This window comes from Nonomuraea sp. IBHARD001, from assembly GCF_056106265.1.
In genome coordinates this window covers 6,511,312-6,526,539 of the sequence record NZ_JBWBBW010000002.1, presented here as the reverse complement: position 1 = coordinate 6,526,539, position 15,228 = coordinate 6,511,312, and the positions used below count along the sequence as shown (strand labels likewise).

Genomic DNA, 15,228 nt, shown 5'->3' with positions numbered 1-15,228 from the left:
GCCAAGCCGTGATGTGACCGGCTGGTCTTCGCCGTCGGCTCTGTGACAGCGTGGGGCGGGGGCCCATGGACCGACGGGGAAACGGATCGTGGATTTCGGCGTGCTCGGCCGGCTGACGCTGGCGTGTGACGATCGACGGGTCGAGGTGAGCTCGGCCAAACAGCGGACCGCGCTCGCCGTCCTGCTCAGCAGTGCCAACCGGCCTGTGCCCGACGCCAGGCTCGCGGGCGCGCTGTGGGGTGACCGCCCGCCCACCTCGGCGCCCGACACCCTGCGCTGGCACGTGCACCACCTGCGCCAGGCGCTCGGCGGCGGCACGCGGGTCAGCCGTGAGGCCGACGGCTATGTGATGACCGTGCTTCCCGGCGAGCTGGACGCCGAGCGGTTCGAGACGCTCTGCAGACAAGGGGCCGAGGCGCTGGCGGCGGGCGATCCCGGCGTCGCCGGGGAGGTGCTCGGCCGGGCGCTGGCGCTGTGGCGCGGCTCGCCGTACTGCGATCTGCCGGATGTGGCGGTGCTGCGCGAGGAGGTGGCGCGCCTTGAGGAGTTGCGGCTCGGGGCGTGCGAGCGGCGGGCCGACGCGCTGGTGGCGACCGGGCGCGCCGGAGAGGCCGCGGCCGAGCTCGGGCCGCTGGTGGCGGCCTGCCCGCTGCACGAAGGGCTGCGCGCCAGGCTGATGCTGGCCCTGCACCGGTCGGGCAGGCGGGCCGAGGCGCTCGAGATCTACCGCGCCGGGCGCGAGACGCTGAGCACCGAGCTGGGCATCGAGCCCGGCGGGCCGCTGCGCGAGCTGCATGCCGAGATCCTCAGGGGCGACGGCGCGCGCGGCGGCGAGCACCCGGGGATACGCCCGGCGCATCTGCCGCCCGACGTGCGCTCCTTCACCGGCAGGCAGGCCGAGCTCGCCGCCCTCGACACCGTGAAGGACGGCGACGCCCGCCACCTGCCGATCGGCGTGGTCACCGGGGTGGGCGGCGTCGGCAAGACCGGGCTGGTCGTGCACTGGGGGCACCGGGTCGCCGCGTGCTTCCCCGACGGACAGCTGTTCGCCGACCTGCGCGGCCAGACCGACCCCGCGGACCCGGCCGACGTGCTCGAACGTTTCCTGCGCGCACTCGGCGCCGACGCCGTGCCCGAGAGCCTGGAGGAGCGCGCCGCGTCGTACCGCAGCCTGCTGACCGGGCGCCGGGTGCTCGTCGTGCTGGACAACGCGGCGAGCTCGGCCCAGGTACGCCCGCTGCTGCCCGGCGAGGCCGGATGCTGCGTCGTGGTGACCGGGCGCAGGAGGTTCCAGGGCCTGGTGGCCGAAGGCGCGCTGGCCCTGCCCCTGCGCGCACTGCCGGTGGGGGAGGCGGCGGCGCTGGTGGCGAGGGTCGCGGGCCTGCCGGGGCGGCTCGGGGCGGCGGCGGGCGCGGAGGCCGAGGGGCTGGCCAGGCTCGGCGTGTTGTGCGACGGCCTGCCGCTGGCCCTGCGGATCGCGGGCGCGCGCCTGGCCACCAGGCCGGGCTGGACACCGGGCGGGCTGGCCGACCGGCTCGGCGCCGAGCGGCGCAGGCTGGACGAGCTACGGGCGGGCGATCTGGACGTACGGGCGACGTTCGAGCTCAGCTATCTGGACCTGGCCGAGGGCGAGCGGCTGCTGTTCAGGCGGCTCGGCCTGCTGAACGCCCCTTCGGGATTGGCCGCGTGGACGGCGGCGGCCCTGCTCGACGCGCCGATCGAGCACGCGCACGCCCTGCTCGACGCCCTCACCGAGGCCCAGTTCCTCTCGCCGCTCGGCGCCGACGCGGCCGGGCAGGAGAGATATCGCCTGCACGACCTGGTCAGGCTGTTCGCCCTGGAACGCGCCCGGGCCGACGACCCCGAGCAGGACAGCGAGGCCGCTCTGCTGCGTGTGCACGGCTGCGCGCTCGCCCTGACCGAGGAGGCCTACCTGCGCGAGTACGACGACGAGCACGTGCCCGCCGTGACAGGCGTGCGGCGCTGGCTGCCCGACGCCGACACCGTCGACCTGCTGCTGGCCGAGCCCGCCGCCTGGTTCGACGCCGAGCGGGCCACGCTCGCCGCGCTGGTCGAGCAGGCGGCGGGCGCCGGGCTGAGCGAGGTCTGCTGGAACCTGGCGCTGGCCGGATCCCGGCTGTACGAGATCAGGGGCCACCTCGACGACTGGCGCACGACCGCGAGGCTCGGCCTGCAGGTCAGCAGGGCCAAGGGCGACGCGCAGGGCGAGCGCGCGATGCTGGTCTCGATCGGCTCGCTGCACGTGCTCGAACGCAGGTACCCCGAAGCCAGGGCGGCCCTGCGCCAGGCCCTTCCCGCCCTCGAAGGCCACACGCGCGGCCGGGTGCTGGCCCATCTCGGCACCGCCGAGCGCGGCCTCGGCGACCACGCGTCGGCGAAGGCGCACTACGAGCAGGCGCTGACGGTGCTCAGGGCGTGCGCCGACCGGCCCGCCGAGGCGCTGGTCACCTCGATGCTGGCCTGCGCGCACGCCGACGAGGGCGACACCGCGACCGCCGGGGCGCTGCTCACCTCGGCGCTCGGCCTGGCGGCGAAGGCGTGGCGGGCCGAACTCGCCGTCGAGGTGGGCATGGCCGCCCTGGCCCTGGCCGACGGCGACCGCCGCCGGGCCGACCTGCTCTACGGCCAGGTGCTCGGCGTCCTGCGCGACGTGGGAGACAGGGTCATGGAGCTGACGGTGCTGCGTGGAAGGGCCGAGGCGCTGCACGGCCTCGGCAGGCACGCCGAGCGGGACGCGCTGCTGCGTGAGGCGCTGGAGGTGGCCGAAGAGATCGGCCACACGACCGCCTCAAGGGAGCTGAGGCGGTCGCGTGCCGTGTCCGCTCAGCCGGACTCGGGACCCCTGACCGGCCCGGCCTGCGCCGACGCGGGTTCGCCGTGCGCCGGGCCCGCACCGGGCGGCCCGGCGTCCCGCAGCGCGCCGACGGCGTAGCTCTGCCGCCTGGCCACCTTGCGCGCCCTGCGCCGGCGCACCAGGGCCACCACCAGGACGACCAGCGGCACGATGACGATCAGCCAGGGCAGCAGCACGCCCACCACGACCAGCACCACCCCGACGAAGGCCACCAGCGCGTCCCAGCCGTTCGCCAGCCCGTCGAGGAACCCCGACGGATCGTCATCGGGCGCCACGTACGGTGTGACGGGCCCGATCAGGCGCAGCGTCACGGTGGCCATCGCGACCTGGGCGGCCAGCGACTTCTGCCTGGCCTGCAGTGATTCGAGCTCGCTCTCCCGGCCGGAGATCTCGCGCTCGACCTCGAGCACCTGGCCGATCGTCTTGGCCTGCTTGAGCAGGGTGCGCAGCGAGGCCAGCGCCTCCTCGGCCGACTTCAGCCTGCTCTCCACGTCGGCGACCTGCTCGGTGACGTCCTCGGTGCCCTGGCGCAGGCTCTGGCGTTCGCCCAGGTCCCGGCCGAGCGCGGTCAGCACCTCGGCGTAGCGCGCGGGCGGCACCTTGAACACGATGGTGGCGCTGCCGTCGCCGCCGCTGAAGGAGTTGGACTCCTCCGATGCCAGGTAGCCGCCCGCGCCGGTGACGAGCTGTTTGGCCTTGTCCGACGCCTGCGTGACGTCCTTGGCGCGTACGGTCAGCTCCGAGATGTAGATGATCGAGCGCTGTTCGAGCGTGATCTTCACCGGGTCCGCGGAGCCGTTCTTGGCCTCCTGCGGGACCGGGGCCTGGTCCATGTCCGCCGCCGGGGCCCTCGGGGCCGACGCGGCCGACTCGCCGCCCGAACTGCGCAGGCTGCCCCCGCACCCCGTCAGGAATAAGGCGGCACACGCCGCCGTGATCGCAACGCCGTACCGGATTCTCGTCATGACCTATAGACGGGTCGCGCCGGGCGCCGGTTTGGAGCGTGCCGTCACGAAGGTGTCACGTTAGGCACTCCGCGACGTCACGACCGGCGAGGTGAGGCGGTAGCGTCTCCTGTCGTGAGTGCGAATCCTCATGTGGTGATCATCGGGGGCGGGATCTCGGGGCTTGCGGCCGCGTTGTTCCTGCGGCGGGGAGCGGGCGATCGCGTGCGGGTGACCGTGCTCGAAGGCTCGCCGCGCATCGGCGGCAAGCTGCACGCCTCGGAGGTGGCGGGCGTGCCGGTCGACGCCGGGGCCGAGGCGATGCTGGCCAGGCGGCCCGAGGGCAAGGAGCTGGCCAGGGCGGCCGGCCTCGGCGACGAGCTGGTCCTGCCGGGCACGACCAGCGCCTCCATCTACTCGCGCGGCTCGTTGCGGCCGATGCCCAAGGGGCAGGTCATGGGCGTGCCGTCCGACCTGACCGAGCTGGCCAGGTCCGGGGTCATGTCGCCCGGCGGGCTGCTGCGGGTGCCGCTGGATCAGATCCTCCCGGCGACACTGGTCACGACCGACGTCTCGGTCGCCGCCTACATCAGGGCGCGCATGGGCTCGGAGGTGCTCGACCGGCTGGTCGAACCGCTGCTCGGCGGCGTCTACGCCGGTCGCTCCGACATGCTGTCGCTGGCGGCGACCATGCCGAGGGTGGCCACCGCCGCGCGTTCGGAGCGTTCGCTGCTGGCGGCGGCCAGGCAGATCGCGGCCGAGGCGCCCAAGGACGCCGGGCCGGTGTTCACCACGCTGGCCCGCGGCATGGGCAGCCTGCCCGAGGCCGTGGCCAAGGCGTCGGGTGCCGACGTGCGCACCGGGGTGACCGTGCGCGAGCTGCACAGGAGCGCCCAGGGCTGGCGGCTGGTCGCAGGGCCGGTGCCGAGACCCGAGCTGATCGAGGCCGACGCCGTCGTCCTGGCCACACCCGCTCCCGCCACGGCCAGGCTGCTGGCCGCCGAGGCGCCCAAGGCGTCGGCCGAGCTGGCGCGCATCGAGTACTCCAGCATGGCCGTCGTCACGCTGGCCTACCCGCGCACGGCCTTCCGGCAGGTGCCCGAGGCCAGTGGCTATCTGGTGCCGCCCGTGGAGGGGCGTGCGGTCAAGGGGGCGACGTTCTCCTCGATCAAGTGGCCGCACCTGGTCGCGCACGACCCCGATCTGGTGCTGCTGCGCTGCTCGATCGGCCGGGTGGGGGAGGAGCAGTTGCTGCAGCGCGAGGACGGCGAGCTGGTCTCGCTGGCCACCGCCGAGCTGAGCGAGGTGATCGGCGTGCGCGGGCTGCCGATCGACACGCGCGTCACCCGCTGGGGCGGCGCGCTTCCCCAGTACAACGTGGGCCACCTCGACCGCGTCGCACGCACCCGCGCCGCCGTCGCCGTGCAGCCGGGGCTCGCGGTGTGCGGGGCGGCCTACGACGGGATCGGCGTGCCCGCGTGCGTCTCGACCGCGCGCACGGCGGCCTCCCGGATTCTCGACCACCTGGGGCTCAAGGGAGAATAGGCGCCATGACTGAGGGGACCCCGCGGCCCAAGGCTCGCGATCTTAACCAGGTGATCCGCTACACCATGTGGTCGGTGTTCAAGACCACCGAAGGGTGCCCCGGCAACAGAGAGGGCATGGCCGACGAGGTCGGCGAGCTGCTGGAGCAGGCGGCGAGCAAGGACATCGTGACCCGAGGGCTCTACGACGTGGCCGGGTTCAGGGCCGACGCCGACTACATGTTCTGGTGGCACGCGCCCACGGCCGAGGACCTGCAGGAGGTCTACTCCCGTTTCCGGCGCACCGGGCTCGGCCGCCTCAGCGAGCCGGTGTGGTCGGCGATGGCGCTGCACCGGCCCGCCGAGTTCAACAAGTCGCACATCCCGGCGTTCCTGGCCGAGGAGGAGCCGCGCGGTTACGTGTCGGTGTATCCGTTCGTGCGGTCGCTGGAGTGGTATCTGCTCGACGACGCCGACCGCCGCCGCATGCTGGCCGAGCACGGCAAGATGGCACGCGACTACCCGGACGTGCGGGCCAACACGGTGGCGTGCTTCTCCCTCAACGACTACGAGTGGATGCTGGCCTTCGAGGCCGACGAACTGCACCGCATCGTCGACCTGATGCGCACCCTGCGCGCGGCCGAGGCCCGCAGGCACACCCGCGAGGAGATCCCGTTCTTCACCGGCGTACGCAAGCCGGTGCGCGAACTCATCGCGTCGTTGCCGTAGGGCACGCACGGTGCGGCGTTTGCCGGATTGTTTACCCGGTGTTTGCCATAATCATGGGGATTCGCTGTTGAAGACGTTCCTTGTGAGGCATTCGGGTGGAGCGCGCCAGGCGTCCCGGACATCGTCGTCGGCCGGGCTCGGGGCACGGCTGGGGGGCTGAGCGGGCGATCGTGGCCGTCGTGGTCGCGGTCGGCGCCATCACGGCGGCCGGGCATCTGCTCGGCTCGCCCGCGGAGCCGCCGCCGCGGTCGGCCGCCCCCGTCGCGGCCTCCCTGGCGCCGGTCGGCGAGCCTGCCGCCGTGTCCTCGGTGCACGTCGTCGCCGCCTCGCCGCCGGTGCCCGCGCCCGCCGGTTCGGCCGCGCCGACGCCGGTGCCCACGCCGTCGAAGTCGCCCAAGCCGCTGCCGACGACCGAGCACACCGACCAGGAGGCGGCCGAGTACTTCGCCGAGCGGTGGGGCACGACCGACAAGGCGGCCAAGCGCCTCAAGGACATCCGCACGGTGGGCGGCTACCTACGCCTCTACACCGATCTGCCGGAGTCGGCGGGCAACTCCACGCAGGCGCTCACCCTGTGCGAACGCGGCCTGGCCTACCTGCGCGAGATCGGCGTGGACAAGCCGGTCGTCTTCGTCCAGGCGAAGTTCGGCGAGAACGGCAATCCCGTCCTCGCCAACATCCTCGGCCCCGACGACGACACCTGCCGGGTCACGCACCCGAACCCGGGCTGACGGCGCCGATCAGCCGGACGGCTCCAGCTTCACCGAGATCGAGTTGATGCAGTAGCGGTCGTCGGTGGGCGTCGGGTAGCCCTCGCCGTGGAAGACGTGCCCGAGGTGGGAGTCGCACCGCGCGCAGCGCACCTCGGTGCGGACCATGCCGTGCGTCCTGTCCTCGATCAGCACGACCTGCTCGGACTTGGCCGGCTCGTAGAAGGAGGGCCAGCCGCAGTGCGAGTCGAACTTCGCCTCCGACCGGAACAGCTCCTGGCCGCACGCGCGGCAGGAGTAGACGCCGACCTCCTTGGTGTCGACGTACTCGCCGCTGAAGGGCCGCTCGGTGCCGGCCTCGCGAAGAACGTGGAACTCCTCGGGCGTCAGCTGCACCCGCCACTCGGCTTCGCTCTTGACCACCTTGTCCATGTGCCCAAGAGTACGGGGTCGGCAAAACTCTGCGGGGGAAGCATCCTTTCTGGGGCGTTTCTGCGTCTTTGTAGGCGTGGGGGGTGTCACTACCTTCCGGATAAAGGGTGAGATCACGCATCTCAGGTCCCGTGGGCCGCGGCAGCCCCGCCCGTGCTGCCGCAGCCGGGGACCGGACGACGGCCGGCCGGGCAAGCGCGCCAGCGCCCGGAACGGCACCCGTCGATGCGTGGTCTGGGCGTCCGTCCCGTAGAGCGCTCGGTCCCGCCACCGTGGCGGCTCCGGGACGGACCCACCCGAAAGGGGTACGGTCGTTCGCATGGCATCGCCGTTCATCGAGCTCGAAGTCGGGGACCGGGTGGTCAAGGTCACCAACCCCGACAAGGTGTACTTTCCGCAGATCGGGGCCACCAAGCGGGAGTTGGTGGAGTACTACGTGAGCGTGGGCGAAGGCGCCCTGCGCGCCCTGCGTGATCGCCCGACCTATCTCAAGCGCCACCCCGACGGCGTACAGACCGAGGCCATCTACCAAAAGCGCATGCCGCCCAAGCATCCGGACTGGCTGCAGACGGTCACCGTGCGCTTCCCCAGCGGGCGGACCGCCGACGCGCTCAAGGTCACCGAGATCGCCGCCATCGCCTACTGCGCCAACCTGGGCACCATCGACTTCCACCCGTGGGCCACCCGCTCGGACGACGTCGACCATCCCGACGAGCTGCGCATCGACATCGACCCCCAGCCGGGCACCGGCTTCGAGCAGGCCCGCGAGGTCGCCTTCGTCGCCCGCGACCTGCTCACCGAACTCGGCATCACCGGCTACCCCAAGACCAGCGGCAGCCGCGGCATCCACATCAACATCCGCATCCAGCCGCACTGGGACTTCACCCAGGTACGGCATGCCGCCATCGCCTTCGCCCGCGAGGTCGAACGCCGTGCGCCGCACCTGGCCACGACCGCCTGGTGGAAGGAGGAGCGCGGCGAGAAGATCTTCATCGACTTCAACCAGAACGCCAGGGACCGCACGGTGGCCAGCGCCTACTCCGTGCGCGCCAAGCCGAACGCCCCCGTCTCCACCCCTCTGACCTGGGACGAGCTCACCACCGCCGACCCGGCCGCCTTCGACATCCGTACCGTGCCCGCCCGTTTCGCCGCGCTCGGCGACGTGCACGCCTCGATCGACGACGAGGCCTTCCGGCTCGACACCCTGCTGGAGTGGTACGACAAGGACGAACGCGGCGACATGCCGTACCCGCCCAACTATCCCAAGATGCCCGGCGAGCCGAAGCGGGTGCAGCCGAGCAAGAGCAGGGACATTTCCGCCGAAGGGTGAAATACGCCCGTCCCGGGGGAGGTGGAGTTCCGCCCTGGCGTGTTTGACTCCCGTCACACGGATATGGGCTCGCCCGATCCAGGCGCGGACAGCGAGGAGCACTGCCATGGCGAAGCCCGTCCACCCGGCTCGCCGCCGGGGCGTTCTGTACGTCGACATCGCCGCCGTGCTCCTGCTGGCCGGGTCGGTCGTGCTGTTCCGGGTGAGCGAGGAGGTGGCCGTCGGCGGGGTGGTGCCCGCGATGGCCGGGCTGGTCGTGCAGGGCTGCGCGGTGGGGGTCGCGGTGCTGCTCGTCGTCGGGCTCTGGCGGCGGCCGGGCACGGGATGGACGTTGCTGGGGCCCGTGGTCGCCGAGCGGGAGACGGCACAGGAACTGCGCGAGCGGCATCTGCTGAAGGTGCTGCGGTGGAAGGCGTCGGTGCTCAAGGCGGCGGTGACGGTCATGGTCGTACAGACGGTGGTGCTGGTCGTGGCCGTTGTGGTGCGGTGGTGAGCCGCCGGAGGCGCTCGGGAGGTTAGGTTCGCAGGGTGAGCGAAGAGATCGGATTGCCGTCGGCGCAGGCGCTGGCCTCGGGCATGGCCATGGTGCTGGCGGCGGCGGGGGAGCGCATTCAGCAGGCCAACGCGGTGTCGCCCCTGGTGGGGTCGGTGACGGGGCATCTGGACTGCGGGCTCAACGACGTCGTGGTCGTGGAGGACATCTACCGTGCCTGGGAGCAGGTCAGCCTGTACCGTGGCGTGCTGGCCTACCTGCCGCAGGACGCGCGCTGGTTCGGCGTGGTCGGCCCGGACCGGCGGCACGCCGATCTGATCGACATGCTGATGTCGGCCGCCCACGACGGCAGGCACCGGCTGGGCAAGCCGGAGTACGCCACCGCCGCTGCAGGGCCCGACACCAGCACGCAGGTCGTCCATCTGGGCCTGGTGCCCGCGCACGCCCCCGACGGGACGCCGGTCGTCGTCGGGATCAAGCGGGAGCTCGGCTACGAGAACACACCGACGCGGGTGATGCTGAACGTGTTCGCCGCCGAGCAGGCCGCGGCCTCGGCGACCGGCGAGGCGATCGGCGCACTGCAGCGCGAGCACGACGTCATGCGCGGCCAGGTGCTCAGCTTCGGCTACAGCGAGCACAACGACAACGAGCTGGTCAGCTTCCTGCCGAGACCGGAGCTGAGCGCGAGCGAGGTGATCCTGCCCGACGGCGTGCTGGAGTCGATCGAGGCGCACGCGGTGGGCATCGGCGAGCAGGCCGGACGGCTGCTGGCGGCCGGTCAGCACCTCAAGCGCGGCCTGCTCCTGCACGGCCCGCCCGGCACCGGCAAGACGCACACGGTGCGCTACCTGATCGGCAGGATGCCCGCCTCGACGGCGATCGTGCTGACCGGTGGCGCGATGCGCTATCTGGACAGCATCGTGGCACTGGCCAGGCGGCTCACGCCATCGATCGTGGTGATCGAGGACGTGGACCTGGTGGCGGAGGACCGGTCGTTGTCGGAGAGCAGCCCGCTGCTGTTCACCCTGCTGGACGCGATGGACGGACTGGCGGCCGACACCGACATCACCTTCGTGCTGACGACCAACCGCCCCGACGTGCTGGAACGCGCACTCGCCGAGCGGCCGGGCCGGGTGGACCTCGCGGTCGAGGTGCCGCTGCCCGACGCGGAGGGCAGGGAGCGGCTGCTGCGGCTGTACGCCAGGCGGTTGCGCGTCGAGGCCGACCTCGCACCGGTCGTCGCAGGCACACACGGCGTGACCGCCTCCTACATCAGGGAGCTGATGCGCCGCGTCGTGCTCGTCGCCCTGCGCACGGCCGAGCAGGACGCCGACGCGCTCACCGACGAGCACTTCGCCACCGCGCTCGCCGAGATGCGCGGGCAACAGCTGACCCGCGCGATCCTCGGCGGCGGCGACGGCGCAAGGCGGCAGGCCGGACTGCAGCCGCCCTGCTGACCACGCCGGGCCGCCCGGAGGAAATAGGATCGGCGCATGCTCCTGGCTCCCGGTGTGCACGTGGTCGTGACCGACAGGCACGGCGGTGTCAGCGCCGCGCCGTACGGCTCCCGCAATCTGGGCGGCATGGTCGGCGACGCGCCCGAGGCGGTCACGGCCAACAGGGAGGCGCTCACCGCCGAGCTCGGCGTGCGGGGCATCGTGTTCATGCACCAGGTGCACGGCCGCGAGGTCGTGCACGTCACCGAGCCCTTCGGGTCCGACGCACCGCCGATCGACGGCGTCGTCACCGGTGAGCCCGGCCTCGCGCTGGCCTCGCTCGGCGCCGACTGCCCCGCCGTGCTGATCGCCGATCCGGTCGCCGGGCTGGTCGGCGCGGCGCACTCCGGACGGCCGGGCACGGAGGCGGGCATCGCGACCGCCCTGACCGAGGCGATGACCGCACGGGGCGCCTCTCCCGACGACCTGGTGGCGTTCGTCGGGCCGGGGGCGTGCGGGCGGTGCTACGAGGTTCCGGCCGAGCTGCGGGAGCGCGTGGCCGAGCGTGTGCCGCAGGCCTGGTCGCTCACCTCGTGGGACACCCCGGCCCTCGACCTGCGCGCCGGGATCGAGGCCCAGCTCAGGGCCGCGGGCGTGACCCGGGTGCGCCATGACGCCAGGTGCACGATCGAGTCGGCCGACCTCTACTCCCACCGGCGCGAGCAGCGGAGCGGGCGCTTCGCCGGGCTCATCTGGCTGACCGGCTGAGGCGCCCTCCCCGGAGGCTCAGTCCCGCTCGCAGGTGGTGCAGCGGCCCCGGCGGCGCAGGTGGTAGGCGAGGGCGGCCAGGCCTAGGGCGGCGCCCCAGATCGGCCAGAACATCTCGGGCAGCCAGGCGCCGTACTCCGAGGCCTCGAAGCGACCGGCGAGCGCCGCCCTGATGTAGGTCATCCCGGCCACGGTCACGATGATCGCCACGAACGTCGCGGGCACGACCGCCAGCTTCGGCGGCACCCGGCGCCCGCGCAACCACGGGATCCACCGAGGGAAGACCTCACCCCACCGCTGCACCAGCCCCAGCGTCAGCACCCCGCCGAGCGCCCCGAACGTCGCCAGGTAGGCACCCGCCAGCCAGATGCCGGGCGTGTCCCTGCTGCCCTCCTCCAGGAAGGAGGCGCTGACCCCGAGCGGAATGCCGAGCGCCCACGCCCACCGCGTCGCGCAGTACAGCAGCGGCACGCCGATCGCCACGTACACGGCGACCCGACCCCACCGTGCCGCACCCTCCGGCGTGCTCCACCGCCCGCCCGGGCCACGCCCGCAGACCGCGCACGCCGATCGACGACCACGCAGGGCGCGCAGCGCGGCCCCGGCGAACAGCACACCACCGGCCAGGCACACCAACTGGTTGAGCACGGGCCACGCCCACGCGGCGGCCAGCCCGCCGCCCGGGTGCTCGCCGAACAGCGCCAGCACCGCCATCACCGGTGTGTACGCGACGCCCATCATCAGCCTGCTGTCCGGGATCAGCACCGTCAGCCCGAACGCGGCCACCCCGGCGAAGCCCAGCGCCGCCCCCAGCACGACACGGGGTACGGCGCCGCCGCCCGCGACCCTGAGCAGCACCGCGCCCACCGCGACACCGGCGAGGCCGAGCCCCGCGATCCACCCACCGGCGCCCTCCGGCGTGGTCCAGGCCAGCAGGGCGAGCACACCGTCGGGGTCCGGATCGCTCCTGCCCCACGGGTACCCGCCCGCGCCGAGCGCCCAGCACAGTCCGGCGAGGCCGTAGAGCAGCGACCAGGCCATCGCCCCGAGGGGGAGGATGAGGTTCTTTTTCATGCCTTGAGCCTTTCGCCCGGCAGCCACGGCGACCATGTGCCGTACGGCATGACCGGCTCCGCCGGGCCCGGCGCCAGGGGTGCCGAACGGCACTGGCGACCGGCTCGGGCGAGTGCCTAGGGTCGACGGCGTGAATGCGATCTGCGCCGTCCTGGCCTGCTCGGCCGCCGTCCTGTCCTTCGTCGCGAGGACGAGGGGCCTGCCGTGGCCCGCCGTCGTGGCCGGGCTGGCGTCGCTGGCCGTCAGCGTGCTCGCCGTGTGGCGGGGCGGGCCGGATCTGGGGCAGGCCGAGGGCATGATGGCGCTGGTCGAGACGGCGGCGCTCATGCTCGCCTGCGGGGCGCTGGCCAGGTGGGCCTCGCCCAGGGCGGCGCTGTGCGGGATCGGCGTGGCCGGTGCGGCGGTGGCGTCGTGGGGCCTGCGGGTGTTCGGGCACGCGTCGCTGCTGGAGGCGGTGGGCGTCGGGGCGTTCTGGTCGATCGGCACGGGGGTGGCGGTGGGTGTGGGGCTGTACCTGCGCGTGCTGGAGGCGCGGCGGGTGGAGGCGGTGGCGCGGGCGCGGCGGGATCAGCGGTGGCGGCTGGCCCGCGACCTGCACGACTTCGTGGCACACGACGTCAGCGAGATGATCGCCCAGGCGCAGGCCGGGCTGTACGTCGGGCCCGGCGATCCGCAGGCCGCGCTGGCCGCCCTGCGCCGGGTGGAGGAGGCGGGCCAGCGGGCGATGAGCGCCATCGACCGCACGGTCCACATGCTGGACGACGCGCCGCTGACGCCCCTGCCCACGCTGGACGACCTTCCGGCCCTGGCCGGGCGTTTCTCCTCGACCGGTCCCGTCACCGTGCACGTCGAGGGGGAGCCGGGCGACGTCGGCCGGGACGTGAGCGCCGCCGCCTACCGGGTGGTCGTCGAGGCGCTCACCAATGTACGCAGGCACGCGCCCGGCGCCACCAGGGTCGAGGTCACGCTGACCGGAGAGGGCGAGGGCGGCCTGCTCCTGGACGTGCGCGACGACGGAGGCGCGACACCCGGCCAGGCCGGTCGGGGCGGCACCGGCCTGGCCGGGCTCGGTGCGGTCGTGGAGGCGCTGGGCGGACGCCTGCAGGCGCATGCCGTACCCGGGGGGTGGCGGGTGCAGGCCCGCTTCGCCGGGCGTGGGCGGGGGCTGGGAGCATGAGTGCCGTGCCGACCAGGATTCTGCTCGCCGACGACCAGGAGGGCGTGCGTGCCGCGTTCCGGCTCGTGCTGGACGCGCAGCCCGACATGACGGTCGTCGCGGAGGCGGCCGACGGTCGCAGCGCCATCGAGACGGCCAGGCGGCTGCGGCCCGACGTCGTGCTCGCCGACATCCGCATGCCCGGCGCCGACGGCCTCGAGGTGACCAGAGCGCTGGCCGGGCCCGACGTGGCCGAGCCGATGCGGGTGGTCGTGGTGACGACGTTCGACCTGGACGAGTACGTACGGACGGCGTTGCGCGACGGGGCCTGCGGCTTCCTGCTGAAGCGTTCGGGCCCGGCGCTGCTGGTGGAGGCGGTGCGCGCGGCGATGGCGGGTGACACGATGATCAGCCCGCAGCTCACCACCCGGCTGCTCGCCCATCTGCGGGCCCCGGCCCCCGCCCCCGCGCTCGCCGACCCGCTGACCGAACGCGAGAGCGAGATCGCGGGCCTGGTCGCCGACGGCCTGAGCAATGCGGAGATCGCCGCGGCGCTGTTCCTTTCACCGGGCACGGTCAAGAACCACATCGCCACGATCCATCGCAAACTCGGCACCCGCAACCGCGTGGGCATCGCCACCTGGACCTGGCAGCACGGCCACGTCTGACCGCGCGCCTCAGGCCTCGGTATGCCGGTCGACGCCGCTCTGGTCGTGCCTGCCTCAGGCTCCGGTGCGCCGGTCGATGCCGAGGGTGGCGATGAGGTCCTCGTGGAGTTCGAACCAGACGCGGTGGCAGGAGTCGACGTCGGTGCGGTCGACCCAGGCGCCCTCTCCGGCCCGGACGCGGGCCAGGGCCGAGGCGAAGCGCACGGCGTAGCCGTCGAAACGCCGCAGCACGGCTTCCAGCCGCGCGGCCAGCGGCCCGAGCTCGCCGTCGATCGCGCCCAGCTCCCGCACCACGGCCGCGTCCCACGCGGGATCGCCGTGATCGTTGGGCGCGAGCCGGTCGCCGTCGGCGGGACGCAGCTGCCAGTCGGTGCAGGCGCGCTGCAGCCGGGCGTTGAGCGGCAGGAACGCCTCATGCACGGCGCGCACCTCCGCGCCCCCACCGCAGGCGACGAGCTCGGCGGCGAGCAGCCGTTCGCTCTGCGCGCGGCCCGCGTCGGTCAGCGACCAGCCCTCGGTCCCGGCGAAGGCGGAGTGCGAGACCCAGCCACGCGCCTGGGCGTCGAGCAGCTCCTCCTTGGTCTCGCCCTGGTCCAGGCCGAAGCGCCGGGCGAGCACCGGCGTGTCGGCGAACCCGAGCACGCGCACGGCATGCAGGACCAGCAGCCCGGCGGGCGAGGTGCGCGTCACGAGTCGGCCTCCTGCCGTGCGGTCAGACGGATGAAGTGCTGCTGGCAGGCCTGCGGGGAGTTGAAGCCCATCGCCTGCGCCATCTGCGCCCAGGTCAGCCCGGCGCCGCGCGCGGTGAACAGCAGGGCGGACTCCAGCCCTTCGACCTCGGCCTTGGCGGCGGGCAGCAGGGCCAGCGCGCTCAGCACGGCCTCGGGGTCGAGGTCGGCGCCGCGCCACAGGGCGTAGTGCACGAGGTCGACGGCCGAAGGCGGGACGGGCGACGGGCGCCACGGCCTGGCGTCGATCGCGTCGGCGCCGAGGCCGAGCAGGGTGCGGCGGGCCTCCTGCTCGCGCTTGGCCTGGGCGTGGTCGGCCTGCGCGGCGGCTTCGATGTCGTCCTTGCGGGGCATGGTGGTCA

The 15,228-nt window shown here is 73.4% G+C and carries 15 protein-coding genes; 10 read left to right on the top strand and 5 right to left on the bottom strand.

Annotated features, from left to right (window positions below; translation table 11 throughout):
• Window positions 1–88: 88 nt before the first annotated feature.
• Window positions 89–2,953, top strand: coding sequence for an AfsR/SARP family transcriptional regulator (locus tag ACTWNK_RS31660; protein WP_474308573.1), 2,865 nt, complete (start codon window positions 89–91; stop codon window positions 2,951–2,953).
• On the opposite strand, the gene ACTWNK_RS31655 is transcribed toward ACTWNK_RS31660, so the two are convergent.
• A complete protein-coding gene (locus tag ACTWNK_RS31655; protein ID WP_474308572.1) occupies window positions 2,845–3,840 on the bottom strand; it encodes a DUF4349 domain-containing protein in 996 nt (331 codons plus the stop codon). The genes ACTWNK_RS31660 and ACTWNK_RS31655 overlap by 109 nt on opposite strands.
• A 114-nt stretch (window positions 3,841–3,954) precedes the next feature.
• On the opposite strand from ACTWNK_RS31655, the gene hemG reads away from it, so the two are divergent.
• From hemG to ACTWNK_RS31640, 3 genes are all read left to right on the top strand, one after another.
• Complete coding sequence (gene hemG, locus ACTWNK_RS31650) at window positions 3,955–5,364, top strand: protoporphyrinogen oxidase (protein WP_474308571.1); 1,410 nt, start codon at window positions 3,955–3,957, stop codon at window positions 5,362–5,364.
• Between the two features lie 5 nt (window positions 5,365–5,369).
• Window positions 5,370–6,071: a hydrogen peroxide-dependent heme synthase gene (hemQ, locus tag ACTWNK_RS31645; RefSeq protein WP_474308570.1), complete on the top strand. Its 702-nt coding sequence runs from the start codon at window positions 5,370–5,372 to the stop codon at window positions 6,069–6,071.
• Window positions 6,072–6,241: 170 nt separating this feature from the next.
• Window positions 6,242–6,802 carry a hypothetical protein gene (locus ACTWNK_RS31640; RefSeq protein WP_474308569.1) on the top strand — a complete coding sequence of 187 codons (561 nt, stop codon included), beginning with the start codon at window positions 6,242–6,244 and terminating at the stop codon, window positions 6,800–6,802.
• Between the two features lie 9 nt (window positions 6,803–6,811).
• Here the strand turns inward: ACTWNK_RS31640 and msrB are convergent, their stop codons facing one another.
• Window positions 6,812–7,213 carry a peptide-methionine (R)-S-oxide reductase MsrB gene (gene msrB, locus ACTWNK_RS31635; RefSeq protein ID WP_474308568.1) on the bottom strand — a complete coding sequence of 134 codons (402 nt, stop codon included), beginning with the start codon at window positions 7,211–7,213 and terminating at the stop codon, window positions 6,812–6,814.
• Between the two features lie 319 nt (window positions 7,214–7,532).
• Between msrB and ligD the strand changes: the two genes are divergently transcribed.
• The 4 genes from ligD to pgeF all read left to right on the top strand — a co-directional run bounded on the left by ligD (window position 7,533) and on the right by pgeF (window position 11,240).
• Window positions 7,533–8,543, top strand: coding sequence for a non-homologous end-joining DNA ligase (gene ligD, locus ACTWNK_RS31630; protein ID WP_474308567.1), 1,011 nt, complete (start codon window positions 7,533–7,535; stop codon window positions 8,541–8,543).
• Window positions 8,544–8,649: 106 nt separating this feature from the next.
• A complete protein-coding gene (locus ACTWNK_RS31625) occupies window positions 8,650–9,036 on the top strand; it encodes a hypothetical protein (protein WP_474308566.1) in 387 nt (128 codons plus the stop codon).
• A 35-nt stretch (window positions 9,037–9,071) separates the two neighbouring features.
• Window positions 9,072–10,493 carry an AAA family ATPase gene (locus tag ACTWNK_RS31620; RefSeq protein ID WP_474308565.1) on the top strand — a complete coding sequence of 474 codons (1,422 nt, stop codon included), beginning with the start codon at window positions 9,072–9,074 and terminating at the stop codon, window positions 10,491–10,493.
• A gap of 36 nt (window positions 10,494–10,529) precedes the next feature.
• Window positions 10,530–11,240 (top strand): peptidoglycan editing factor PgeF, encoded by a 711-nt coding sequence (gene pgeF / locus ACTWNK_RS31615; protein WP_474308564.1) that lies wholly within the window; start codon window positions 10,530–10,532, stop codon window positions 11,238–11,240.
• A gap of 18 nt (window positions 11,241–11,258) precedes the next feature.
• Here the strand turns inward: pgeF and ACTWNK_RS31610 are convergent, their stop codons facing one another.
• On the bottom strand, window positions 11,259–12,314 hold the full coding sequence (locus ACTWNK_RS31610; protein ID WP_474308563.1) for a hypothetical protein: 1,056 nt from the start codon (window positions 12,312–12,314) through the stop codon (window positions 11,259–11,261).
• Between the two features lie 130 nt (window positions 12,315–12,444).
• Between ACTWNK_RS31610 and ACTWNK_RS31605 the strand changes: the two genes are divergently transcribed.
• Together ACTWNK_RS31605 and ACTWNK_RS31600 are read left to right on the top strand one after the other, a co-directional pair.
• Window positions 12,445–13,491: a sensor histidine kinase gene (locus ACTWNK_RS31605; RefSeq protein WP_474308562.1), complete on the top strand. Its 1,047-nt coding sequence runs from the start codon at window positions 12,445–12,447 to the stop codon at window positions 13,489–13,491.
• A gap of 5 nt (window positions 13,492–13,496) precedes the next feature.
• Entirely contained in the window at window positions 13,497–14,138 is a 642-nt protein-coding gene (locus tag ACTWNK_RS31600; RefSeq protein ID WP_474308561.1) for a response regulator, read from the top strand.
• A gap of 54 nt (window positions 14,139–14,192) precedes the next feature.
• Here ACTWNK_RS31600 and ACTWNK_RS31595 read toward each other — a convergent pair whose 3' ends face one another.
• On the bottom strand, window positions 14,193–14,828 hold the full coding sequence (locus ACTWNK_RS31595) for a transcriptional regulator (RefSeq protein WP_474308560.1): 636 nt from the start codon (window positions 14,826–14,828) through the stop codon (window positions 14,193–14,195).
• Window positions 14,825–15,220, bottom strand: a complete 396-nt coding sequence (locus tag ACTWNK_RS31590; RefSeq protein ID WP_474308559.1) for a DNA-binding protein — start codon at window positions 15,218–15,220, stop codon at window positions 14,825–14,827. The genes ACTWNK_RS31595 and ACTWNK_RS31590 overlap by 4 nt, the downstream gene beginning before the upstream one ends.
• Window positions 15,221–15,228: the final 8 nt, after the last annotated feature.